Origin of the sequence: Exiguobacterium sp. s26 (assembly GCF_018618235.1) — a bacterium.
In the GTDB taxonomy this organism is placed as follows: Bacteria; Bacillota; Bacilli; order Exiguobacteriales; family Exiguobacteriaceae; genus Exiguobacterium; species Exiguobacterium chiriqhucha.
On record NZ_JACSLS010000004.1, the window covers coordinates 199,702 to 220,646 of the forward strand.

Here is a 20,945-nt window from a genome sequence, read left to right on the forward strand (position 1 = left end):
GTCCATGAATCGGGAATAGAGACTACATTGATTAGACATATGCATTTTCTTTCTCGAGAATGGGGGCTTTCCAATGGAAAAAGTGAAATCTCAAGTCGAAGGCAACACGTTAGTTGTCGAACGAAGTTTCAACGCACCGCGTGAGCTCGTGTTCGAGGCTTTCTCGACACCGGCCCACCTCGAAACCTGGTGGGGACCAACTGGATGGAAGACAGAGATTCGCACGTTCGAGTTCGAACCTGGGGGCACGTGGCATTATTGCATGACGTGTGTCGATAAAGGTCAAGGTGATTATTACGGCATGGAGTCATGGGGCAAATCGACGTTCCTCGAGATCGACCCGCATCGGAAAATCGTCTATACGGACGCATTCTCGGACGCGGACGGCCACGTCAATCCCGAGCTTCCCGTCATGACAATTACCAATGAGTTCATCGATATTCCGAACGGCACGCTGTTCATTAGCCGCTCCGAATTCACGGACGCCGAGTCGCTCCGACAAGTCGTCGACATGGGAGCCGTCGAAGGTTTCACCTCACAGCTCGACCGTCTCGACGCCATCGTCTCCAGATAACAGCAAGCACCGCGCCTCGAATGAGGCGCGGTGCTTTTTCGTAAATCTGAAAAGTAACGACACGAATTAACGATACTCTCAATACTCACCGAAGTTCCGCCGGGTCTTCTAATAACGTGAACAAGCGTATAAGTTGGTTAGACTCAATCTCTCCGTACGCATCCCCGATACTGATTTCGGTCGAACAATAGCCGTCCTGCGGTACGAGATAGCCAGTGATACCGATTCCAGTCGCATCTTGAACGGCACGAATCCGGGCCGCGACCTCATCCACTTTTCCTTTAACATGAAGGTGGAACATATTCGTCACCGGGACGTTCGGTGTCGTCCATACCCCATCGAGCGCGTTGAAGCGACGCGCCAGTTCCTTCGCCTGTTCATAGTACGTCCCCATCTTGTCTTTCCGCAATTCATAGTAATAGTCGGCAGGGATGATGTACGGATACAATCCAATCAAATCCCCACCGTACCGCCGTTTCCAAACTCTCGCCTCGGTACAGAACGGTTTCGGTCCGGCCAAGATGGCGCCGGCGATGCCGCCGATGCCTTTGTAGAACGAGACGTAGACGCTGTCGAACAGCGCGCATATTTCTTCCGCGGTCTTCTCATAATAGGGGAGTGTCTCGAGCAAGCGTGCTCCATCGAGATGCAGACGAATCCCCCGCTCCCGACACAAGTGACTGATCGCCTCAAGTTCATCGAATGGTGGCAAGTAGCCCCCGAGTTCCCGTTGTGGCAACTCGATCAACAGGCAGGCGACGTCCGGCAACGCCTGTACTTCCTTGAGCGTCATCAACCGCTTGTTATCTCCGATTAAGATTGGCTCAAGGTGATGTAACTCCTTCAACCCCTCCTGTTCATGAATCTCTAAGTGACAGAGCGGATGATAGGCGACGTTTCGATTACCGGTCTCGTCCGCCCAAATCCGTAACGCAATCTGTTGTGCCATCGTGCCGCTCGGAAAGAATATCGCGTCTTCCATGCCGAGTTCTTGCGCCATTTTTTGCTCGAAGCGTTCGATGACCTCGCCCGTCCCGTAGTGGTCGCTCGCTTGATTCGGATCGACTTCGGCGAACGACTGTTGCAAGACGCCGACGTTCCGTCGGCCGTGACCGCTCAGTTGATGCGACGTTTGTTGATACGATGTCCGTAAATCCATGTCATTCCCTCCACAACAAGCCCCCTGTCCATAGACAGGAGGCCATCAGTTAGTCGCGCATGCGGACGATTAATTTACCGCGTACTTTGCGTGTTTGCAGTTGGTCAAGACCGTCTTTCAGTCGTTCGAACGGCAAGACGTCCGTGACGAGGTCGTTCAACTCGCCCGCCTCGAGCAACTTCATCAATTCTTCGGCCATATACGCCAAGTTGCGGATGGCGCGCTCATCCTCACTCGCATGGGCCGCGCCGAGAGCGACTTCATGGATGGATGGTGACAACGTAAACCCTTTCACGTCCGACGTATCCGGCGGACCGGCGATATAGGCGAGCTGTCCGCTGAACGCGAGCCGATCGAGGTCCGCCGTCGCCACATCACGTCCGACCGTATTCAAGATGAGGTCGACCCCGCGGCCGTCAGTTTCTTCTAAAATCCGTGCCGTCACATCTTCCGTGTTATAGTCGATGGCGACATCGGCACCAAGTTCTTTCACCCAGTCAAAATTATCCGGCGACGCCGTCGTGAACACCTTGAGACCGAGCTTCTTCGCAAGTTGAATCGCATAGCCACCGACTCCGCCCGCACCAGCATGGACGAGAATCGTCTCCTTGTCGCGCGTGTTCAGTTTCTGCATGATGGCCTCATATGCCGTCATCCCGGCACAAAGGATGGCCGCTGCTGCCTCGTCGCTCACTTCCGATGGCACGACGGCACAAGCACGCGCATCGACGACCGCGTACTCGGCAAAGCCGCCGTGGTTTCCGAGACTCGTATGGACGGCGACTCGTGAACTGGTAATGATATTGGCGAGGCTCGAACCGACTTCGACGACTTCCCCGACGAGGTCGACCCCGAGAATATGTGGGTACGACCAATTTGGGTTGCCGTTCGTACCGACTTTATAGTCGACCGGGTTCAATGCGACCGCTTCGACTTTGATGAGTAGTTCGCCCGCACCTGGTGTCGGACGTTCTATCTCACCGACGTGGAGATGTTCAAGTCCTGGTTGATCGAGTAACCATGCTTTCATGCTCAATACGCTCCTTCCGAAGACATCAGCTCATGACGTCTTCATAAATAGTGTTGAGTCATTTAATTTCGATTTCAAGAATAGCCTCGATTTCTTGTTCAATCTCTTTATTCACTAATTGGGAACGTTTTTTTCTCAATTCAAGATCCATTTCTTTATCAATGAAATGATTCGTATGGGTGTCAAAACAATTAAAACAAATCGAGTAAAAGTCTTTTTTCTCTTGTTTTAAGAAATCAAATTCCCACGTTTCAAGTTCTAAATAACTCACTTGATCATTCGTTTCTTTTCCACATAATTCGCAATTCGTCTTCATGATAAAAACCCCCTTTCGCATATCTACTTTTATTTATTTCTTAGCTGACGGTCTTTAATTCTTTTTAGACGTCCATGATATTTCATGATATTCGCTTGTGATTGTTTAGCTTCTTCGCTCGTAGGTTGTAGGTTGGCGATATCCCAGTATTTAACGACCACATCCAATACTTGATCAAAGTATTGTAACGGTCCATAGTTCGCATCAATGGCAATCGTTTTCATTCTCTCGTTAAAGTCTGGCATGACGGCACCCGGCATCGAGAAATTTATAATTACGTTTTCAAAATAAACAATGAAATTCGGGTCTAGTTCAAGGTGTGCTTTCACTGTATCGCGATAGAAAGCATAATGAAGCGCTTCATCTTTCGCTAAACGTCGAAGTAACGTTGCTAAATCTTTGTCATGGGCACCCGCAATTCTAGCTACATTGTTATAAAAAACTAAGGTAGCTAACTCTTGTAAAGAAGTATAAGCCATTGTTGCGAGAGGATTGGTGAAATCTGGGAACCATCCGCTTTCAACGACTCGTTTTCTCAATTCATGCAATCTCGTGGGATTTACGTTTCGTGTCACCAACAAATACGTTTCAAGCAAATTAGAATGTTGGTCTTCTTCAGCCGTCCATGTACGTACGAAATCATTTATTACTTCCATTGAATTTTTAAATGTATAATCCAAATGCGAAGTATACCAAGGTAAATTTACTTCTGTAAGCAATGCTGTTTCTACGGCAATGATGACGCCTTCTGGAAGAGTTACTTGACTCTCGTCCCATGGGACTCGTTTAAAGGACATGGCCTTGTCCCAGGGAATAAATTCGTGATAACTCCAATCAATATTTGCAGATCGTTCCTTATGTAATTGATATAATTCTTTAATACGCGGTTCTAATCGCAAATCCAAATCTGAATTTAACATGATTTTTTCCCCTTTAGTCGTTTTTTTAACTTTAAATCATTTAAATTTTTTTAACAAAGAATATGGCGTGGTCATCAAGTGGGAAAAATTAATTTTAATTAAAAACAGCACCACCGATTGCTCAATATATCTAACAATCGGAGTGCCGTTCGATCAGGCTGCGAATAGACTGATGAGGTTTCCGTCCGGGTCGATGACGATGGCGTAACGTTGCCCCCAAAACGCATCCCACGGTTCCCGATGCGAGGCATAGCCGTGCTCGACGATTGCCTCATAGCGCGCATCTAGCTCCTCCCGACTGTCGCATAAGAAGGCGAGTTCGACCCGATGCCCCGTCGCCGGTCTCCATTCCCCATACACCGATTCGGCCACTTCGACCGTGTCGAAGGCGAGTCGGACACCGCCGTCATCGACCTCGACGTGCGCTTCCCCATCCATCGCTTTCGGGATCGATAGACCGAGCATCCGATAAAAGTCGAGCGCCCGCGTCATGTCTTCGACGACGATGCCAATCATATCTAACTTGATTCCCATAAGATCACCCCAGTTTCCAAGTTGATGGTACTATGATGAGTGTAGCACTACATCCTGCTCGTGAAACGGGGAAATTCACATGACTCATCAATTCACTGTCTTGACCCAGCCACAGGCCGAAACGATTGCCTATGCGTGGCACTATGAAGGCGATTATGCGTTCTATAACATGGAAGCTGACGAGGAAGACTTAGCCGAATTTTTAGACGCCGCACAGCGTGGACAGTCCGTGTTCGCCGTCGCGTCTGATGGTGAATTGGTCGGTTTCGTGAGCGTCGCGCAAACAGATGCCGAGACGGTCGATCTCGGCCTCGGCATGAAGCCTGATTTGACCGGGAATGGGAGCGGACGAGCGTTCGTCACATCGATTCTCGACTTCGTCAACACAACATACTCGCCTCATCGCATCACCTTGTCCGTCGCCGCCTTCAACGTACGGGCGATCCGTGTCTATGAGACGTGCGGTTTCAAACAGACCGGTTCGTTTCAACAATCGACGAACGGGAGCACGTTCGCCTTCATCCAGATGGAACGTCAAGAAAGTCCTCAGAACCAACCGTTCTGAGGACTTTTCCTATGTGAGCTGTTTCTTTTGGATGTATGACAAACCGAGCGCCGCAATCAAAATCGCCCCTTTGACGATATCTTGGGCATAATACGGCACGTCCCACATCGTCAGTCCGTTCAACAAAATCCCAATCAAGATGGCACCAATCAACGTACCGACGACGTTCGGTCGTCCGGTCCCGAAGACGGCGTAGCCGATGTAGGCGGCTGCGACGGCGTCCATCAAGAGTGGTGCGCCGGCCGATACTTGTCCGGTGCCGATGCGCGACGCCAAAATGATGCCGCCGATGGCCGCAAAGAGACCACTCAACACGTAAGCGTACAGCTTAATCCGTGTGACGGCGATGCCGGAGCGGCGGGCCGCCTCGACGTTCGAGCCGACGTAATAAAACTCACGTCCCGTCTTCGAATACGTCAAAAACAGATGGGCCCCGGCGAAGAAAAGAATCATCAAAATGGCGACGAATGGGATTGGGCCGATCGAGCCTTGGCCGATGAAGAGGAACGACGGGATGAACCGTCCGGGTGCCGTCCCTCCTTCAATCGGCATGTTGTCGTAAATCGAGAATCCTTTCGTATACGTCAATTGGACCCCGTTGATGACGTACATGATGGCGAGCGTCGCGAGCAAGTCCGGTAACCGGAACTTGATCGTCACGAGTGCGTTCAAGAGCCCGACGAGCACACCGAGCGCAATCGGGACGAGCAAAGCGACGAGCAGTTCTTGACTATGTAACACGAGGCTTGACGCCGCCCCAATTGTCGCTAGGCTCGCCGTTGAGCCGACCGATAAGTCGAACCCGCCGACGATGAGCGAGAACGTCACCCCGAGGGCGAGCAGCGAGACGATTGACACGGACTTGATGATGTCGCTGAAGTTCGCGTACGTCAAAAACTGGTCGTTCGTCACACCGAAGACGGCGATGAGTGCGAGAATCGCGAACAGTGTCCCATATTGACCGATGCCACTGAAGCGTTTCGTGCGTTGTTTTAAGACGAGTTGGGCCATGTTAGACGCCTCCTTTCTGTTGCCAACGGCCGCGGTCGAGCCAAAGCGTCCGGTTGGCGACCAATTCTAATTCATGCGGTTCGCTCGATGTGAAGATGACGGTTTTCCCGTCTTTGGCGAGGCGGGTGACGAGTTCATAAATGTCCCGTTTCGCCGTCACGTCGACGCCTTTCGTCGGTTCGTCGAGCAGATAGACGTCCCGGTCCTCGAGAAGCCATTTGCTGAGGACAACTTTTTGTTGATTCCCCCCGCTCAGCTCCCGGACCGGTTGCCCGACCTGGTCGTATTTCACTCGCAGCGAGGCCAATACGCGTGTGATCGCGTTCGCCTTCCCTTCAATCGCGAGGACGTTCCGTTCAATCGAATCGTCGAGGAAAAGCCCCTGTTTCCGGCGTTCTTCTGGTACGAGGGCAAATCCGGACCGGACCGCCTGACGCGGTTCACGAATCTTGAGCGGTTTCCCGTCCAACGTCACTTGTTGTTCGACGCCAGAGAGACCGAATAGCGCCTCAATCAACTCCGTCTTCCCGCTCCCGGTGACGCCGCCGATGCCGACGACTTCGCCTTTATACGCCGTGAACGAAAGCCTCGTCCCGAACGTCGGTAACGTGAGGTCTGCCTGAATCCGGATCTCGGTTTCAGGAACGGCTTTCTCTACCGCCTCTGCCATGTCAGATCCGCTCAAATACGTATGGATATCCCGTTCTGACAACGCCTGAAACGGCCCTTCGTAAGCGATGCGCCCATCCCGGAGGAACGTCGTCGTCGTGGTGATGCGCGACAGTTCGTCCGATCGATGGGTGATGAGAAGAATGCCGACGTCCTCTGCTGCGAGCGACTGCAGTAATGTGAGCAGTGCCGCCGCATCATCCGTCGACAAGGCGGCCGTCGGTTCGTCGAGCAAGAGGTAGGCCGCATCACTCGCGAGCGAACGGGCAATCAAGACACGTTGTTTGACACTGAGCGGGAAACGCCCGACCGGTTCGGTCACGTCAATCTCTAGCCCGACACGTTCCAAGTAGGCAGCCGCTCGCTGTTTTAGTTCGCGAGGACGAATCCGCTCGACCGCCTGCCACGGCACGACGTTCTCATAAATCGGTAAATCGAGATAGAGCGCGTCATCGACTTCTTGCGACACCGTGATGACCCCGCGGCGAATCGCCTCGGCCGGTGTGAATGTGACCGCCGTTTCGTCGAGTTCGACCGTCCCGGACGTCGGGATGATTGCGCCACTCAACAGCTTCACGAGCGTACTCTTTCCGGCCCCGTTCAATCCAAGCAATCCATGAATCTCGCCACGTCGGAGCGTGAAGCTGACATCGTCGAGCACGGTGACGTCGCCATAGCGTTTCGTGACGCGTTCGAGCCGTAACATCAGTCCGTCCCTTTCATCCAGTCCGACCAGGCCGCGTCTGATGCGCCCCAGTTCGGGACGTATTGGCCGAGGTCGTCCATCGTCACTTTCTCGTCCGGCAAGACGTCACGGTCGACGAGATATGGGTCGACCGAATGAATCGACGGCGTCTCTTCACCCGCTAATTTTTGATACGCGTAACGGACTTGGATCCGTCCGATTTCAGCCGGATCGGTCGCCGCCGTCACTTTCCACGGGCTGCCGTCCTCTTGCATGAGTTGAAGGTCTTCGTCACTCAAATCGATGCCATAGACCGAAATTTCATCGCGTCCGGCCTGTTTGATGGCACGGCTCGCCCCTTTGGCGAACTCGTCCCACATTGCGAATACGGCATCAATCTCGCCTTCCGGATACTTCTTCAAAATCGCTTCCATCTGGCTCTGTGTGTCGAGCGCCGTATTGTTCGTCGCCGAACCGAACTTGGCGACTTCCGTAATGCCTGGGTAGCGTTTCAAGAACGCATCATAAATCGTGTGGCGTCGTTCCATCGGTGTGAAGCCACCGACCCAAATCGTGACGATTTTGCCTTCGCCGTCCAAATCTTCAGCGAGTGCCTTGAGCGAACGCCAGGCGAGCGAATAGTCGTCCTGGTCGATGACCGTCACCCCGTCGTTCGTCAAATCGTTGTCGAACGCGACGACTTTGATGCCTTTGTCGAGTGCGCGTTGGACTGGTTCTTTCAATGCATCGGCGCGGCCATGGTCAATCAAGATGACATCGACGCCTTGCGTCGTCGCCGTGTCGACATAGCTCGCCATCTTCGATAGGTCGTTGTCGGCGTTGTACACTTTCACGTTGCCGCCGAACGATTCGACTTGTTCCGTCACCCCGTTGATATACTGCGACGAGAACGTCCCGATCGACATCTGCATGATCAGGGCGACATCGATCTCTTTCGGCAACGTCCCGTTCGAGACCGAGACGGGTTTCGTCTCCGGCGTCTTCTCGGCCGGCTTCGATGGGGCCGCTTGCTCGTTCGTGCAACCGACGAGCGCCAAGACGAATGTGAATAACAAAATCAATAGTTTTTTAGACATGAATCGTTCCCCCTACATGATATGTGATGGCGGTCTCTGTCGGCTCGAACACACCCGCCTCGGTGATGAGTCCGGTGATGAGGTCGGGCGTGGTGACGTCGAACGCCGGATTGAAGACGGTGATGCCGACGGGTGCCGTCGGTTGACCGCCGATATGTGTCACTTCTGACGGGTTCCGCTCCTCGATCTCAATCGTGTCGTCCGCCGTCAAATCGAACGTCGAATGCGGCGCCGCGACATAGAACGGAATGCCGTAATGTTTGGCGAGGACGGCGAGTTGCAACGTGCCGATTTTATTGGCGACGTGCCCCGTCCGTGTGATGCGGTCGGCTCCGACGATGATGGCGTCGACTCGTTTCGACTGAATCGTCCAAGCCGCCATATTGTCCGTGATGAGCGTCACGTCGATATCGGCCCGATCGAGCTCCCAGACAGTGAGGCGTGCCCCTTGCAGGAGCGGTCGCGTCTCACAGGCGAAGACGTTGAAGGATACACCTCGTTCTTTTCCGACGTAAAACGGTGCGAGCGCCGTACCGTAACGCGATGTCGCGATGGCACCGGCGTTGCAAATCGTTAACACGTTCCCCCCGGCCGGCAACACCGTCAGTGCATGCTCGCCGATGGCCCGGTACGTATCGACGTCCCGGTCGTACAAAGCGATGGCGCGGCGTTTGATTTCCTCGGCAATCGCCTCAAAATCATCCCCGACATTTAAATCAAGGAGCGATTCAATCACGTTTTGCAGATTGACCGCTGTCGGCCGGGTCGCAATCAAGCGGCGTCCGACGAGGTCGAGCCGACGCGTGAAGTCCGGGTCATCGACTAACCGTCCCGCTTCTTTGGCGAGGACGAACGCCCCGAAGTAAGCGATGGCCGGTGCGCCGCGGACTTGGAGCGTCTCGATGGCATGTTCGGCCTGTTCAAGCGTCTCGATTGTCACGTAACGCTCTTCATGCGGCAACAACGTCTGGTCCAATACGATGAGTTCGTCTGTCTGTGAATGGAAACGGATGTTTTGGACCGTCATACGCGCACCCCCGACAGGAGTGTCACCAAGTCGTCAATCGATTCGACGCTGTGGCGTTCTTTAATGAGCGCTGTCCCGAGGGCGAGCGCGTCACGTTTTCGTTCGAGCCGCGTCGCTTCCGGCAATGTCTCGAGATCGGCGACACCGGCCAGTCCGACGGCACGGCGAATGAGTTCGCAACCGGCGTAGCCAATCGTGTCGCTGAAGACCGTCCGCAACAACTCGTCGACGAAACCATCCGTATTGAATGGCTCGACGGCGCGCTCAAAATTAGCCCGAAACGTCTTCTCGAACGTCTCCCACACCGTCAAGACGTCCGTGAAACGCTCGAAGCGTTTGAGCGGGTCATGGAACGTCGACAGCGTCAAATGGGCGATGATTTGGCCGAGGTCGAAGCCGAACGGTCCGTAAAATGCGAACTCTGGATCGATGATTTTCGTCTCTTGTTGAGTCGCGAAGATGCTGCCCGTATGTAAGTCTCCATGCAGGAGTGCCTCATGTTTCGTGACAAACCCGACTTTCAATTTCGTCACCTCGACCTTGAGCGCCTGGTCTTGCCAAAGGCGTTCGACATCTGCTCGCAGCGCCGTCTCGATGTTGTTCGACTCCGCGTCTTTGAACGGATCGGTGAAGATGAGCTTCTCGGTGATGTCACACAGTTCCGGGTTGTAATAGTCACGTTCAATCCGCTTCTTCGCGATCGGTCCAGCTGCGTAATCCGACGTCGCAAACAGCGTCTCGCCCAAAAATTCACCGACATGACGGGCGAGTTCCGGGTAGCTCTCCCCGTTCAAATAGCCGGTGCGGACAATCTCATAATCAGATAGATCTTCTATAATCGTGTAAGCGAGTGTCCGGTCGCTGCCAAGGACAGCCGGGACGAACCGAGGCGCGACAGTCGCAAACTCACGGAGTGCCAACTGTTCAATCCATGCCCGCTCGAGCGTGAGCGGCCAGCTCTCACCGACGACTTTGGCGTATGGGAGCGCTTGTTTGACGATCAGGCGCTGTTCGCCTTGGCGAATCCGAAACACGAGATTCAAGTTGCCGTCCCCGATCTCCTCGCACTCGGCGATTCCTTCTTGCAAGTATCCTAATTGACGGACGTGCTCGACGACGGTCTGTTCTGTAAATGGTTGATATGACATGATGTTTTCCCCTTCCTGTACGTTGCCCACAAAAAAAGCCCCTTTCTCCGCGAGAAAGAGGCACAGCCAAAATGGTTGTTCCTCTCATCTGTCAGACATTCGTCTGGTGGATGTAGCACCGTGCCTAGTGGTCGGTTGCTGCGGCGTCATCGGGCCAATTCCCTCTGCCAACTCGCGATAAGAGTGTGTTATTCGATTCGGTGAACTTATGTGATGAATATTACGGACTCGACGTCACGATTGTCAACGTCATTTTCTCGACGCAACTCCGTCTTTTTTTGTGCATATATGGAAACAACTTCCCAAAATATTTTTTTTGGAAAAAAAGGAATTGACGACATGATGATTCTGTGCAAAAATTCAATTAAATTTCACAACTTCAAATCACATTCTTATCAAGAGCAGACGGAGGGACGAGCCCGATGATGTCGCAGCAACCGACCAGAGATGGCACGGTGCTAATTCTTGCAGCGAAAGCTGAGAGATAAGAGTTCATTTTTTATGATGACCTCTTGCCTCGGCATGGGGTCATTTTTTGTTTGCCTGGAAGGAGGAACCATATGAGTATCACTGCCACATATGAAATCAAACGAACGGACGCGGTCGCGACCGTCGCCGACAAAATCGCCCTCGAGCTGACGGTCGGTACTTGGACGGAGCTGCCTCACTTAGAGCAAGAGCAGTTACAGGCGTATCGCGGTGAGGTCGTGTCGACCATACATACGGATACGACGAGCCGCTTCACAATCCGCTACCCGTTACATAATGTCAGCCCTGACTTTTCATCCATCTTGACGACGACGTTCGGGAAACTGTCCCTCGACGATTCGATTCGGTTAATCGATTTGACGTTGCCCGAGACGCTCGCCCCTCATTTCAAAGGCGCCAAGTTCGGGGTCACTGGAATTCGCGAGTTACTCGGTGTTCATGATCGCCCGCTCGTCATGAGCATCTTCAAAGGTGTCATCGGCCGTGACCTCGCGTTTCTCGAGCAGCAACTCCGCGATCAGTTCGCCGGAGGCATCGATATCGTCAAAGACGACGAGATTTTATACGACAACCCGCTCACCCCATCGCTCGAACGGGCCCGGATCGGAGCGGACGTCATTCAAGCCCACTTCGAGGCGACCGGGAAACGTGTCCTCTACGCCATCACGCTGAGCGGCCCCGTGTTCGGTCTACGTGACCAGGCGCTCCGTCTCATCGAGGCAGGTGCGACAGCGCTCCTGTTCAACGTCTATACGTACGGTCTCGACGCACTGCGCGAACTTGCGAACGATTCAGACATACGCGTCCCCATCTTGGCACATCCGGCCTTTGCCGGCGCCTTGACCGGATCAATCAGTCATTCGCTCTTACTCGGTAAACTCCCACGCCTCGCCGGGGCCGATTTAACGCTCTTCCCGTCTCCGTACGGCTCCCTCGCGACACCGCGTGACGAGGCGTTCACGATTCGTGACCAGAGCGCCGAACCGCATTGGTCGAAACCGATTTTACCGGTCCCGTCAGCCGGGATTCATCCAGGACTCGTCGCCGATATCATTCGTGATTTCGGGACGGATGTCGTCATCAACGCCGGCGGTGGCATTCACGGACACCCGGACGGCGCAGCCGCCGGGGCTCGTGCTTTCCGACAAGCGATCGCTCACGTTCTCGGCCAAACCGAAGGACAGACGGACGAGCTCGATACCGCGTTGAAGGCGTGGGCGTCACGATGACGGTCCATATCCTCTGCGACTTCGACGGGACGATCACGGCGGAAGACAATATTATCGCGTTGATGAAGGCGTTCGCCCCGCCGGCTTGGGTCGAGTTGAAAGATGCGGTCCTCGAGCAACGGATTTCGATTCGCTCCGGTGTCGGTCAACTGTTTCAACTATTGCCGAGCGCAGATGCCCCGGCCTACCGTGATTATTTGTTGGAGCGCATCACGCTCCGCCAAGGGTTCCCGGCATTTTTAGAAGAAGTTCGGGCCCATGGCTGGAAGTTTGACGTCGTCAGCGGCGGGATGGACTTCTTCGTGCAGCCGGTCTTGGACGGGCATGTCGCCCCCGAGCATATCTACTGCAACGTCGCCGACTTCTCCGCTGAGACGGTAACCGTCGCTTGGCCACACGCTTGCGATGAACAATGTACGAACGATTGCGGCTGTTGCAAGCCGACGCTCGCTCGTCGCATCGTCAATCCCGCCGACCGCTTGATCGTCATCGGCGACTCAGTGACCGACTTCGAGGTCGCGAAGCGTGCCGACTTCGTCTACGCACGAGGTCAACTCATCACGCTCTGCGAAGCGGCAGGCATCCGTTACGCACCGTTCGAGACGTTTGACGACATCACCCATCACTTGAAGGAGGTGGTCGTATGAGCCTTGCGACACGTTGGCTTGAACTCGCCGACATTAAAGACGAACTCGCCGCCCGCGACTGGTTCCCCGGAACGAGTGGGAATTTGGCGATTCGCGTTTCCGACGATCCGCTCGAATTTCTCGTCACGGCGAGCGGACGCGATAAACGAAAACGAACACCGGAAGACTTTGTTCACGTCGATGCGGCCGGACGCTTGATCGGCGAACAGACAGGAAAACCATCCGCCGAGACGCTGCTCCACGTTGAAGTGTTCAATCGGACGGACGCGACGTGTTCGCTCCATGTCCATACGGTCGACAATAACGTCATCTCCGAGCTCCATGCTGCCACCGGCGAAGTCGTCTTCACCGGCCAAGAGATCATCAAGGCGCTCGGCTACTGGGACGAGGACGCGGTCGTTCGCGTGCCAATCATCGAGAACCATGCGGACATCCCGACGCTCGCGGCCGCCTTCGCCCCTCACATCCACGCAAGCGCCGGTGCCGTTCTCATCCGCAATCATGGTATCACCGTCTGGGGCGAGACCCCGGACGCGGCCAAACGCTATTTAGAGGCTTACGAATTTTTGTTCAGCTATACATTAAAACTACGCGCCCTAGGCGTCCATTCATAAGGAGGAACCAACCATGGCAACTGTCTATTTCCAACAAACCGAAGAGCGTTACGTCAATCAAACTGAAGTGAGTGCCTTTTTAGAGTCTCGCGGGATTCTGTACGAACAGTGGGACATCACAAAGCTCCCGGAAAACCTGCAAGAGAACTATCAGTTGACGGACGAGGACAAACAAGCGATTTTGTCGACGTTCCGTGACGAGATTCGCGACGTGTCGGAGCGACGTGGCTATGAGACGGCAGACGTCATCTCGTTGTCGGATGCGACGCCGAACTTGGACGAACTGCTCGTCAACTTCCAAAAGGAACATCACCACACAGATGACGAGGTCCGCTTCATCGTCAGCGGCCATGGCATCTTCGCCATCGATGACGCCGAACGTGGCTATTTCAACATCGAGCTCAACCCAGGCGACCTCATCTCGGTGCCGGTGAACACACGCCACTACTTCACGCTCCAAGACGACCGCAAAGTCGTCGCCGTCCGGATTTTCGTGACGACCGAAGGCTGGGTGCCGATTTACGAGAAGCAAGACGTGACAGCATGAAAAATGGTCTCTCGCCCAAAGGTGAGAGACCATTTTTTTAATGTTTGGCAGCGGCTGTCGGTTTTGAAGAGAACCAACCCCATACCGCGATACCGACCATGACCGACCAGAAGAACACGGTCCACGCCGTCGAGTGGACGAATCCGTCCGGAAGACCCATGAATTCGAACGGTGTGCCGGCAATCAATTTCTTGAAGCCAGGGTGTTCAAGCACGAGCACCGTCAACTTCACACCGACCCAGCCGACGATGATGAAAGCAGCTGTTTCGAGTGATGGGCGTTGATGCAACAGTTTGACGAAAATTCGAGCAGCGAAACGCATCAAGATGACCCCGATGAGTCCACCTGTCAAGACGACGAAGAACTGACCAGAGTCGATCCCACCGATTTCACCGAGACCGAGTGGCGGCAAGCTGACCGCGAGCGCGACCGCTGCGAGAATCGAATCGACCGCGAAGGCGATGTCGGCAAACTCGACTTTAGCAACCGTCCACCAGAATTCTTTCTTCGTGACCGGCTTCTCTGTGACAGCCGTCTCTTCTTTCGCCTCAGCAGCGAGATCTTGTTTCGGCTCTAGCTTGCGGGCCTTATAGGTCATATACAGATGTCGTGCACTCATTCCGATCAAGTAAAGCGCACCGAGCGCCTGGACTTGCCAGACGTTGATCAAGAATGAGATTAGGAACAATGCGATGAAGCGGAAAACGAACGCTCCAAGCAAGCCGTAAAATAGTGCCTTCTTCTGTTCCGTCCGCGGCAAGTGCTTGACCATAACCGCCAAGACGAGTGCGTTGTCTGCAGAAAGTAGCCCTTCTAGACCGACGAGTACGACAATGATCCAGGCGTACTGCAGGATTAACTGCCAATCCATTAAAACATCCCCTTTTTCTGTTGTGTTCCTTCATATTTAACAGTGATCTATTTTTTAAATTCACAGGAACATTTTATTCCCGATTTAACACGAAATCAATCTTCTTTTCTTCAATTGCTGAAGTTTTTTTATTTGTGAGGACATGCAAAGCACGTTCAAAGCATGTTCAGAGAGCAAAATGGTACCCGGTCGATGTACATTTCGTGATAAAATCCTAACAAGAACGAGTGGCAGTCATTTGCCCTCTCAAAAAAGGAGAATCCGATTATGTCTACAAGCCATGTCGCTTTACCTACTAAAGCAGAACGACATAAATTATTCGGTTCGGTCCCGCCCATCAAAGGCACGAAACCAACTGAAAAAGATAAAATGGTCGATCTACAAAACACACCAAAAAACTTCTTGTTCGCGCTTGACAGCGTCGGCATCTCAAACGTCAAACACCCAGTCAACATCGAGACGCCAGACGGCATCCAAGCGACGGTCGCCACGTTCGAGTTGACGACTTCGCTCGTCCAAGACCGTAAAGGCATCAACATGTCACGTCTGACAGAACAGCTCGACGCGTACCACACGCAAGGCTGGACGTTATCGAACCGCTCGCTCATCGAGTTCGCGCAAGAACTCGCCGAGCGCATGGAACAGACGGAAGGTCAATTGACGGTCCGTTACCCATGGTTCTTCAGCCGGAAAGCCCCAGCCACAGGTCTCAGCGGTCTCATGAACGCGGACGTCATGCACAACGTGACGTATAACTTGGAGACTGGTATGGCGAGCGTAACGGTCGGTCTCGTCATCAACGTGACGACGCTCTGCCCATGCTCGAAAGAAATCAGCGAATACAGCGCCCACAACCAACGCGGCTACATCACGATCGAAGCCGGTCTCGATGAAGCATCGCTCGACGGTTTCGATTGGCGTCTCGCATTGCTCGAGGCGGCCGAGTCGAACGCATCGGCCCCGCTTCACCCTGTCTTGAAACGTCCGGATGAGAAGCGTGCCACGGAAATCGCCTACGAAAACCCACGTTTCGTTGAAGACATGGTCCGCTTGATCGCGGCTGACTTGTACGAAATGAAACAAGTCGTCAATTTCTTCGTCGAATGCCGCAACGAAGAGTCGATTCACCAACACGATGCGATTGCTTCAATCACATTCGATAAGCGCGATAACTAAAAACGAGTGAAGCCTGTGCGGGCTTCACTCGTTTTTTTATAGACTTTGGACGAGCCGAATCGTCAACATCATGACGATGACGATGAGCCAGACAGCCCAGACGAGCCGCCACTTGTCCCCATCGACTCGTTTGACGAACGTATAGACGGTCAAATAGAGTGCGATTAACAGCGGGATGACGACCCATGGATTGTCGAGCATCACGCCTCGATATCGCCGTCCCATGCGAGCATGCCGCCTTCGACGTTGACGACCTTATAGCCTTCCGACTCCAAATAGTCGCATGCCGTCACACTGCGGCCGCCTGAGCGGCAGATGACGTGATAAACGTTATCTTTCGCGAGCTTGTCCGTGACGCCAGGAAATTCAGACAGCGGATAGAGCGGCACGTGCGGGATATGGCCCGCGTCGTACTCGTCTTGTTCGCGCACGTCAATGATATGGAGCGTTTCGCCGTTCTCAAGCTTTTCACGTAATTCAGTTGCATGGATGTTTTGCATGGTAGTTCCCCCTTAATAGTGTTGTCCCCTACTAGTTTACCTCAGTTTTCGATCAAGCAAACTCCAATTGATTGTCGTGTTTTCATCACAATAGAAGCCTTCGAGTTCGCACCGCTCGACCACCTGCTCGACCCAAGCTCGGCTGCCACAAATCAACGTGAAATGGCTATCCCAAGGCGGTACGATGAGCCAATCATGTTGATGTCCGAAGAACGTCCGATGCCGCATCCCCCACGTATCGGAGGTTAGCGTCTCCCGAATGTTGATGAGATGCCGTTCCGTGCAGAACTCGTCTCCGCTCCACATCCACTCTTCTCCCATCCCAAGAAGTGCTCGTAACACCTGATTCTCTAAAAGATTCGACAGCTCCCCTTCGCCTGGTGGAAGTACGTTCTCGCGATTGCAAAATTCGATGATTCGATTCGCACCTTCTTGATCTTCGGCGTGCGGTTTCAGCGCCGCAATCATCGTCCGGAGTGCGTGATCGATGCGTTTGATGTCATCGAAATCAAGTCGGCGGCGCATATCTGCCCATGTTATGGCCCGAAATTGCTGTTCGACCTCGTTTTTATCCAACTCGACATAACGGTCAACCGCGGTCGGGTCGTCTTGCGGGACCAGAAACGGATGAAACACGACGAATACTGTTTCGAACACCCCTTTGTAATACGTTTTAATTGGATAATCATCCCCGCCACCGAACATGGCGTACCGATGCCCTTCCGGCAATGTGATGATGCCTTCCTCTTCATCCATTTCCTCGCCCCCTTTTCCAATAGTTTACAATGTGACCACAAAAAAAGCATCCTCCGCTCAGGAAGGATGCTGCGACTTACGCTTCGTTGCGCTCGTCGATGGCTTGTGCCGCTGTGATGAGCGTCAATTTATAGACGTCCTCTTCGTTACAGCCACGCGACAAGTCGTTGACCGGCTTGTTGAGACCTTGAAGGATTGGTCCGATCGCTTCGAATCCGCCGAAACGTTGAACCATCTTGTAGCCAATGTTTCCGGCTTCGAGGCTTGGGAAGACGAAGACGTTCGCATTTCCGGCTACTTCAGAGCCTGGTGCTTTCTTCGCCGCCACGCTCGGTACGAACGCCGCATCGAATTGAAGTTCGCCGTCGATTGGAAGGTTTGGCGCCTTCTCTTTGGCGAGACGTGTCGCTTCGATGACTTTTTCTGTCTCTGGCGACTTCGCTGATCCTTTTGTCGAGAAGCTGAGGAGCGCGACTTGCGGCTCGATGCCGAACGTCTTCGCTGTCAACGCTGACAAGTAGGCGTTCTCGGCGAGGTCAGCCGCATCCGGTGCGATGTTGATGGCGCAGTCCGAGAAGACGTACTGCTCGTCGTCACGTACCATGATGAAGACGCCTGACGTCTTTTTGATGCCTGTTTGCATCTTGATGATTTGAAGGGCCGGACGGACCGTATCGGCAGTCGCATGCATCGCACCTGAGACGAGACCTTCTGCTTTTCCTGTGTGGACGAGCATCGTACCGAAGTAGTTCACGTCTGACGACAACAATTCACGTGCCTGTTCCGGTGTCGCTTTACCTTTGCGGCGCTCAACGAACGATTCGACGAGTGTATCGATGTCTTCGTACGTCGCTGGGTCGTATTGCGTCAAACCTGAGATGTCAAAGCCGTGCTTCGAAGCGACCGCTTCGAGTTCAGCTTTTGGTCCGATGACGATCGGTTCAACCATGCCATCATTTTTCAAACGGACAGCGGCACCGAGGACGCGCTCATCGATCCCTTCTGGGAAGACGATGGTCGGGCGAATCGGGCTGACTTTTTGTTTCAACGTGTCAAATAGTTTCATAGTGAATGAACTCCTTTTCGATTAGAAGAAATCGGATTTTTTCTCTCTCGGACGCTCTCGTCCATATGCGAGTTTTATTATACACAGTACGATTTTTAAAATAAACTATTCTGCCCATTTCGTCATAAATCGCTTGAAATCAATCATTATATGAATAGAACAGTTTACCGTTTCCGACTGATACAGCCCATTGTGAAGCCGTTTTCAAAAATCTTGCTCCCTATCTCTTTACCCCGCCCGGAGTGTGACTATCCTCACGGCGGCGTCAAATTTGCCAGACGGTCAAACGTGTATGGTAAAATAGTCAGCGAAGCCTAGTCTCGAAAGGAGTTTTTTTAATGTCAGAACGTCCAGCACCGACAACCGAAACGCAACACGCAGCCGCCACGTTAGACGGTTGGTATACGCTCCATGATTTCCGCTCCATCGATTGGACTCGTTTAAAAGCAGTCGACCCAACCGCCCGTCAAGAGATGATTGACGAGTTCGTCGCCTTCCTCGGCTCACTCGAAGAGGTCGAGACACGCGGTGAAGGAAGCCATGCCTTTTACTCGATCCTTGGTCAAAAGGCGGACGTCGTCTTGATGGTCCTTCGTCCGACGTTCAAAGAGCTCGAGCAAGTCGAACTCGCTCTTCGGAAGACGAAATTGTACGATTACATGATTCCAAGCTATTCATACGTGTCTGTCATCGAACTCGGCATGTACCGAGGTTCTGGAGACGGTGACCCGTACGAGAACCCTCACATTCGGGCCCGCCTCTATCCGACACTCCCGAAAGCGGCCCACATCTGCTTCTACCCGATGAGCAAGGCTCGTCGCGACGGGGACAACTGGTACACGTTGTCGATGGATGAGCGCAAAGACCTCATGTATCGCCACAGCATGATCGGCCGCAGCTACGCCGGCAAGATTCAACAGTTCATCGGCGGTTCGACCGGTTTTGACGGTTGGGAGTGGGGCGTCACCTTGTTTGCGGAAGACTCGCTCCAATTCAAAAAGATCGTCTATGAGATGCGTTTTGATGAAGTCAGTGCCAAATATGGCGAGTTCGGCGACTTTTATGTCGGGAACATCCTTCCAAAAGAAGAACTCGGCACATTCCTCGGGTAATCGAGGTTTACGCTATCATGCCCTCGGGAATCATTGTTGTAGAAGCAACATAACAATGATCAATGAGGTGAACAACGATGCGCGTGTTCAAGGAATCAGATCGAGACACTGCGAAACGTTTAGATTCGTTCATCGAACGAATGGCACCGACAGCAGAACTAGTCCAACTTCGATTTGAACAACAATTACAACATACACAGCGAAAGGGTCAGGCAAAAGCCTGACCCTTTCTTCTGTCTTTATTTCGTCGTGACCGCCAAGGCGTCCCCAAGGAACGTCGCAAGTTCGAGCATACCGTACTGCCCCGCTTTCGCTTCGGCGTCAGAATTATAGTTCGTGTTCGTGTTGACGTCATACGCGTAGACGTTCCCGTCCGCGTCTTCGATGATTTCAATCCCGGCGACCGCAATCTCGTTCTTCTGGAGGAACGTTTCCAACTGTCCGATGATTGGGTCATTGAATCCTTCGACGATTTCAAACTTCGCCGGTGGTGTCTCGCCGACCGGGCAAAACTGGTCTTCAATCGAGCAGGCGTCGGCCGGACAGAGTTCGAAACCGTCTGACGTATCGACACGCACCGCGTAAACGAATTTACCACCGATGAACTCACAGCGTGTGATGTACGGTTTGGGCGCCTCGATATATTGTTGGATGAGCGTTATCCCGTCAATCGATTCCTCGAACGTCGGACCCTCGACGTATGCCTTCAACGCATCGATCGAATGGAACAGTTGAACACCGAGTCCTTTGCCGGCTCGGTTATGTTTCGTGATGAACGGCGTCATCCCGAGCTTCTCGGCCGCCTCGATGATTTGCTTCTTCCCGACGGCTGCCACTGTCTTCGGTACACGAATGCCTTCTCGTTGAAGCGCCGTATACTGATTGACCTTGCTCACTTCGAGCCGAATCGCCCGCGTCCCGTTGAAGACGGTCCGTCCGTTCGCTTCGAGCCATGCGAGCACCCCTTCCGTCAGTTCCGGCGCGTAGCGGTGACCCCGCGTATGCGACGACGCGCTCATCCGGTTGTAAAACACACCTTCCGGCGGTTCGCTCGCCAAGTCGATCGTCCCTTGATCGAGGTGCCACAGTTCATACGGCAATGATAATTCTTCGAGTCGTCGGACGAGATGGTTCGTCCATTCGTTGTTTTCATGGAGCACGTGAATTTTAGTCATGTGAATCCCCCTTTTTGATGCCCCTACT

Annotated in this window: 24 protein-coding genes and 2 riboswitches; of the genes, 8 read left to right on the forward strand and 16 right to left on the reverse strand. The window is 53.3% G+C overall.

Translation table 11 applies throughout. From position 1 onward, the window contains the following. Nucleotides 1–73 precede the first annotated feature (73 nt). Complete coding sequence (locus KNP82_RS08090) at nucleotides 74–574, forward strand: SRPBCC family protein (RefSeq protein ID WP_029594605.1); 501 nt, start codon at nucleotides 74–76, stop codon at nucleotides 572–574. 85 nt (nucleotides 575–659) lie between these two features. Here the strand turns inward: KNP82_RS08090 and KNP82_RS08095 are convergent, their stop codons facing one another. The 5 genes from KNP82_RS08095 to KNP82_RS08115 all read right to left on the reverse strand — a co-directional run bounded on the left by KNP82_RS08095 (nucleotide 660) and on the right by KNP82_RS08115 (nucleotide 4,533). Continuing rightward, on the reverse strand, nucleotides 660–1,733 hold the full coding sequence (locus KNP82_RS08095) for a threonine aldolase family protein (RefSeq protein ID WP_029594604.1): 1,074 nt from the start codon (nucleotides 1,731–1,733) through the stop codon (nucleotides 660–662). Between the two features lie 49 nt (nucleotides 1,734–1,782). Then, the gene (locus KNP82_RS08100; protein WP_029594603.1) at nucleotides 1,783–2,763 is read right to left on the reverse strand and encodes a zinc-binding dehydrogenase; all 981 of its coding nucleotides are present in this window, start codon (nucleotides 2,761–2,763) and stop codon (nucleotides 1,783–1,785) included. Between the two features lie 58 nt (nucleotides 2,764–2,821). Further along, entirely contained in the window at nucleotides 2,822–3,079 is a 258-nt protein-coding gene (locus tag KNP82_RS08105) for a hypothetical protein (protein ID WP_029594602.1), read from the reverse strand. A gap of 29 nt (nucleotides 3,080–3,108) precedes the next feature. Then, nucleotides 3,109–3,999, reverse strand: a complete 891-nt coding sequence (locus tag KNP82_RS08110; protein ID WP_029594601.1) for an acyl-ACP desaturase — start codon at nucleotides 3,997–3,999, stop codon at nucleotides 3,109–3,111. A 153-nt stretch (nucleotides 4,000–4,152) separates the two neighbouring features. Continuing rightward, nucleotides 4,153–4,533, reverse strand: a complete 381-nt coding sequence (locus KNP82_RS08115; protein WP_029594600.1) for a VOC family protein — start codon at nucleotides 4,531–4,533, stop codon at nucleotides 4,153–4,155. Between the two features lie 79 nt (nucleotides 4,534–4,612). On the opposite strand from KNP82_RS08115, the gene KNP82_RS08120 reads away from it, so the two are divergent. Beyond that, complete coding sequence (locus tag KNP82_RS08120; RefSeq protein WP_029594599.1) at nucleotides 4,613–5,098, forward strand: GNAT family N-acetyltransferase; 486 nt, start codon at nucleotides 4,613–4,615, stop codon at nucleotides 5,096–5,098. Nucleotides 5,099–5,107: 9 nt separating this feature from the next. On the opposite strand, the gene KNP82_RS08125 is transcribed toward KNP82_RS08120, so the two are convergent. Genes KNP82_RS08125 through mtnK form a run of 5 tightly spaced genes read right to left on the reverse strand, consistent with a single transcriptional unit; the run spans nucleotide 5,108 to nucleotide 10,735 of the window. Continuing rightward, nucleotides 5,108–6,109, reverse strand: a complete 1,002-nt coding sequence (locus KNP82_RS08125) for an ABC transporter permease (RefSeq protein WP_051627667.1) — start codon at nucleotides 6,107–6,109, stop codon at nucleotides 5,108–5,110. 1 nt (nucleotide 6,110) lies between these two features. Further along, nucleotides 6,111–7,484, reverse strand: a complete 1,374-nt coding sequence (locus tag KNP82_RS08130) for a sugar ABC transporter ATP-binding protein (protein WP_051627666.1) — start codon at nucleotides 7,482–7,484, stop codon at nucleotides 6,111–6,113. Further along, nucleotides 7,484–8,560: a sugar ABC transporter substrate-binding protein gene (locus tag KNP82_RS08135; RefSeq protein ID WP_029594596.1), complete on the reverse strand. Its 1,077-nt coding sequence runs from the start codon at nucleotides 8,558–8,560 to the stop codon at nucleotides 7,484–7,486. The genes KNP82_RS08130 and KNP82_RS08135 overlap by 1 nt, the downstream gene beginning before the upstream one ends. Further along, the gene (mtnA, locus tag KNP82_RS08140; RefSeq protein ID WP_029594595.1) at nucleotides 8,553–9,587 is read right to left on the reverse strand and encodes an S-methyl-5-thioribose-1-phosphate isomerase; all 1,035 of its coding nucleotides are present in this window, start codon (nucleotides 9,585–9,587) and stop codon (nucleotides 8,553–8,555) included. Before mtnA ends, KNP82_RS08135 begins: the two co-directional genes overlap by 8 nt. Then, a complete protein-coding gene (mtnK, locus tag KNP82_RS08145) occupies nucleotides 9,584–10,735 on the reverse strand; it encodes an S-methyl-5-thioribose kinase (RefSeq protein ID WP_029594594.1) in 1,152 nt (383 codons plus the stop codon). The genes mtnA and mtnK overlap by 4 nt, the downstream gene beginning before the upstream one ends. Before the next feature lie 81 nt (nucleotides 10,736–10,816). Continuing rightward, nucleotides 10,817–10,919: riboswitch (SAM riboswitch) on the reverse strand. Between the two features lie 205 nt (nucleotides 10,920–11,124). Continuing rightward, a riboswitch (SAM riboswitch) is annotated at nucleotides 11,125–11,226 on the forward strand. Nucleotides 11,227–11,295: 69 nt separating this feature from the next. On the opposite strand from mtnK, the gene KNP82_RS08150 reads away from it, so the two are divergent. Genes KNP82_RS08150 through KNP82_RS08165 form a run of 4 tightly spaced genes read left to right on the forward strand, consistent with a single transcriptional unit; the run spans nucleotide 11,296 to nucleotide 14,261 of the window. Further along, nucleotides 11,296–12,453 carry a 2,3-diketo-5-methylthiopentyl-1-phosphate enolase gene (locus KNP82_RS08150; RefSeq protein WP_029594593.1) on the forward strand — a complete coding sequence of 386 codons (1,158 nt, stop codon included), beginning with the start codon at nucleotides 11,296–11,298 and terminating at the stop codon, nucleotides 12,451–12,453. Beyond that, nucleotides 12,450–13,100: a 2-hydroxy-3-keto-5-methylthiopentenyl-1-phosphate phosphatase gene (locus KNP82_RS08155; RefSeq protein WP_021066016.1), complete on the forward strand. Its 651-nt coding sequence runs from the start codon at nucleotides 12,450–12,452 to the stop codon at nucleotides 13,098–13,100. Before KNP82_RS08150 ends, KNP82_RS08155 begins: the two co-directional genes overlap by 4 nt. Continuing rightward, complete coding sequence (locus KNP82_RS08160; protein ID WP_021066015.1) at nucleotides 13,097–13,714, forward strand: methylthioribulose 1-phosphate dehydratase; 618 nt, start codon at nucleotides 13,097–13,099, stop codon at nucleotides 13,712–13,714. The genes KNP82_RS08155 and KNP82_RS08160 overlap by 4 nt, the downstream gene beginning before the upstream one ends. A 13-nt stretch (nucleotides 13,715–13,727) precedes the next feature. Next, nucleotides 13,728–14,261: a 1,2-dihydroxy-3-keto-5-methylthiopentene dioxygenase gene (locus KNP82_RS08165; protein ID WP_029594592.1), complete on the forward strand. Its 534-nt coding sequence runs from the start codon at nucleotides 13,728–13,730 to the stop codon at nucleotides 14,259–14,261. 37 nt (nucleotides 14,262–14,298) lie between these two features. On the opposite strand, the gene KNP82_RS08170 is transcribed toward KNP82_RS08165, so the two are convergent. Further along, nucleotides 14,299–15,132, reverse strand: coding sequence for a TerC family protein (locus KNP82_RS08170; RefSeq protein ID WP_021066013.1), 834 nt, complete (start codon nucleotides 15,130–15,132; stop codon nucleotides 14,299–14,301). A 267-nt stretch (nucleotides 15,133–15,399) separates the two neighbouring features. Between KNP82_RS08170 and folE2 the strand changes: the two genes are divergently transcribed. Then, on the forward strand, nucleotides 15,400–16,308 hold the full coding sequence (gene folE2, locus KNP82_RS08175) for a GTP cyclohydrolase FolE2 (RefSeq protein WP_021066012.1): 909 nt from the start codon (nucleotides 15,400–15,402) through the stop codon (nucleotides 16,306–16,308). A gap of 36 nt (nucleotides 16,309–16,344) precedes the next feature. Here the strand turns inward: folE2 and KNP82_RS08180 are convergent, their stop codons facing one another. From KNP82_RS08180 to pta, 4 genes are all read right to left on the reverse strand, one after another. Beyond that, complete coding sequence (locus KNP82_RS08180) at nucleotides 16,345–16,533, reverse strand: hypothetical protein (protein WP_125317988.1); 189 nt, start codon at nucleotides 16,531–16,533, stop codon at nucleotides 16,345–16,347. Continuing rightward, nucleotides 16,509–16,808: a rhodanese-like domain-containing protein gene (locus KNP82_RS08185; RefSeq protein WP_021066010.1), complete on the reverse strand. Its 300-nt coding sequence runs from the start codon at nucleotides 16,806–16,808 to the stop codon at nucleotides 16,509–16,511. The genes KNP82_RS08180 and KNP82_RS08185 overlap by 25 nt, the downstream gene beginning before the upstream one ends. 36 nt (nucleotides 16,809–16,844) lie before the next feature. Beyond that, the gene (locus KNP82_RS08190; RefSeq protein WP_029594590.1) at nucleotides 16,845–17,564 is read right to left on the reverse strand and encodes a DUF2711 family protein; all 720 of its coding nucleotides are present in this window, start codon (nucleotides 17,562–17,564) and stop codon (nucleotides 16,845–16,847) included. 76 nt (nucleotides 17,565–17,640) lie between these two features. Next, on the reverse strand, nucleotides 17,641–18,630 hold the full coding sequence (gene pta, locus KNP82_RS08195; RefSeq protein WP_029594589.1) for a phosphate acetyltransferase: 990 nt from the start codon (nucleotides 18,628–18,630) through the stop codon (nucleotides 17,641–17,643). A 338-nt stretch (nucleotides 18,631–18,968) separates the two neighbouring features. On the opposite strand from pta, the gene hemQ reads away from it, so the two are divergent. Next, entirely contained in the window at nucleotides 18,969–19,742 is a 774-nt protein-coding gene (gene hemQ, locus KNP82_RS08200; RefSeq protein ID WP_021066007.1) for a hydrogen peroxide-dependent heme synthase, read from the forward strand. A 239-nt stretch (nucleotides 19,743–19,981) separates the two neighbouring features. On the opposite strand, the gene KNP82_RS08205 is transcribed toward hemQ, so the two are convergent. After that, a complete protein-coding gene (locus KNP82_RS08205) occupies nucleotides 19,982–20,917 on the reverse strand; it encodes an ATP-grasp domain-containing protein (protein ID WP_029594588.1) in 936 nt (311 codons plus the stop codon). Between the last annotated feature and the right edge of the window lie 28 nt (nucleotides 20,918–20,945).

What these genes read in the sequence shown, in the direction of transcription:
- KNP82_RS08090 (WP_029594605.1), top strand. Translation starts at nt 74, where the DNA reads ATGGAAAAAGTGAAATCTCAAGTCGAAGGCAACACGTTAGTTGTCGAA.
- KNP82_RS08095 (WP_029594604.1), bottom strand. Translation starts at nt 1,733, where the DNA reads ATGGATTTACGGACATCGTATCAACAAACGTCGCATCAACTGAGCGGT.
- KNP82_RS08100 (WP_029594603.1), bottom strand. Translation starts at nt 2,763, where the DNA reads ATGAAAGCATGGTTACTCGATCAACCAGGACTTGAACATCTCCACGTC.
- KNP82_RS08105 (WP_029594602.1), bottom strand. Translation starts at nt 3,079, where the DNA reads ATGAAGACGAATTGCGAATTATGTGGAAAAGAAACGAATGATCAAGTG.
- KNP82_RS08110 (WP_029594601.1), bottom strand. Translation starts at nt 3,999, where the DNA reads ATGTTAAATTCAGATTTGGATTTGCGATTAGAACCGCGTATTAAAGAA.
- KNP82_RS08115 (WP_029594600.1), bottom strand. Translation starts at nt 4,533, where the DNA reads ATGGGAATCAAGTTAGATATGATTGGCATCGTCGTCGAAGACATGACG.
- KNP82_RS08120 (WP_029594599.1), top strand. Translation starts at nt 4,613, where the DNA reads ATGACTCATCAATTCACTGTCTTGACCCAGCCACAGGCCGAAACGATT.
- KNP82_RS08125 (WP_051627667.1), bottom strand. Translation starts at nt 6,109, where the DNA reads ATGGCCCAACTCGTCTTAAAACAACGCACGAAACGCTTCAGTGGCATC.
- KNP82_RS08130 (WP_051627666.1), bottom strand. Translation starts at nt 7,484, where the DNA reads ATGTTACGGCTCGAACGCGTCACGAAACGCTATGGCGACGTCACCGTG.
- KNP82_RS08135 (WP_029594596.1), bottom strand. Translation starts at nt 8,560, where the DNA reads ATGTCTAAAAAACTATTGATTTTGTTATTCACATTCGTCTTGGCGCTC.
- mtnA (WP_029594595.1), bottom strand. Translation starts at nt 9,587, where the DNA reads ATGACGGTCCAAAACATCCGTTTCCATTCACAGACAGACGAACTCATC.
- mtnK (WP_029594594.1), bottom strand. Translation starts at nt 10,735, where the DNA reads ATGTCATATCAACCATTTACAGAACAGACCGTCGTCGAGCACGTCCGT.
- KNP82_RS08150 (WP_029594593.1), top strand. Translation starts at nt 11,296, where the DNA reads ATGAGTATCACTGCCACATATGAAATCAAACGAACGGACGCGGTCGCG.
- KNP82_RS08155 (WP_021066016.1), top strand. Translation starts at nt 12,450, where the DNA reads ATGACGGTCCATATCCTCTGCGACTTCGACGGGACGATCACGGCGGAA.
- KNP82_RS08160 (WP_021066015.1), top strand. Translation starts at nt 13,097, where the DNA reads ATGAGCCTTGCGACACGTTGGCTTGAACTCGCCGACATTAAAGACGAA.
- KNP82_RS08165 (WP_029594592.1), top strand. Translation starts at nt 13,728, where the DNA reads ATGGCAACTGTCTATTTCCAACAAACCGAAGAGCGTTACGTCAATCAA.
- KNP82_RS08170 (WP_021066013.1), bottom strand. Translation starts at nt 15,132, where the DNA reads ATGGATTGGCAGTTAATCCTGCAGTACGCCTGGATCATTGTCGTACTC.
- folE2 (WP_021066012.1), top strand. Translation starts at nt 15,400, where the DNA reads ATGTCTACAAGCCATGTCGCTTTACCTACTAAAGCAGAACGACATAAA.
- KNP82_RS08180 (WP_125317988.1), bottom strand. Translation starts at nt 16,533, where the DNA reads ATGGGACGGCGATATCGAGGCGTGATGCTCGACAATCCATGGGTCGTC.
- KNP82_RS08185 (WP_021066010.1), bottom strand. Translation starts at nt 16,808, where the DNA reads ATGCAAAACATCCATGCAACTGAATTACGTGAAAAGCTTGAGAACGGC.
- KNP82_RS08190 (WP_029594590.1), bottom strand. Translation starts at nt 17,564, where the DNA reads ATGGATGAAGAGGAAGGCATCATCACATTGCCGGAAGGGCATCGGTAC.
- pta (WP_029594589.1), bottom strand. Translation starts at nt 18,630, where the DNA reads ATGAAACTATTTGACACGTTGAAACAAAAAGTCAGCCCGATTCGCCCG.
- hemQ (WP_021066007.1), top strand. Translation starts at nt 18,969, where the DNA reads ATGTCAGAACGTCCAGCACCGACAACCGAAACGCAACACGCAGCCGCC.
- KNP82_RS08205 (WP_029594588.1), bottom strand. Translation starts at nt 20,917, where the DNA reads ATGACTAAAATTCACGTGCTCCATGAAAACAACGAATGGACGAACCAT.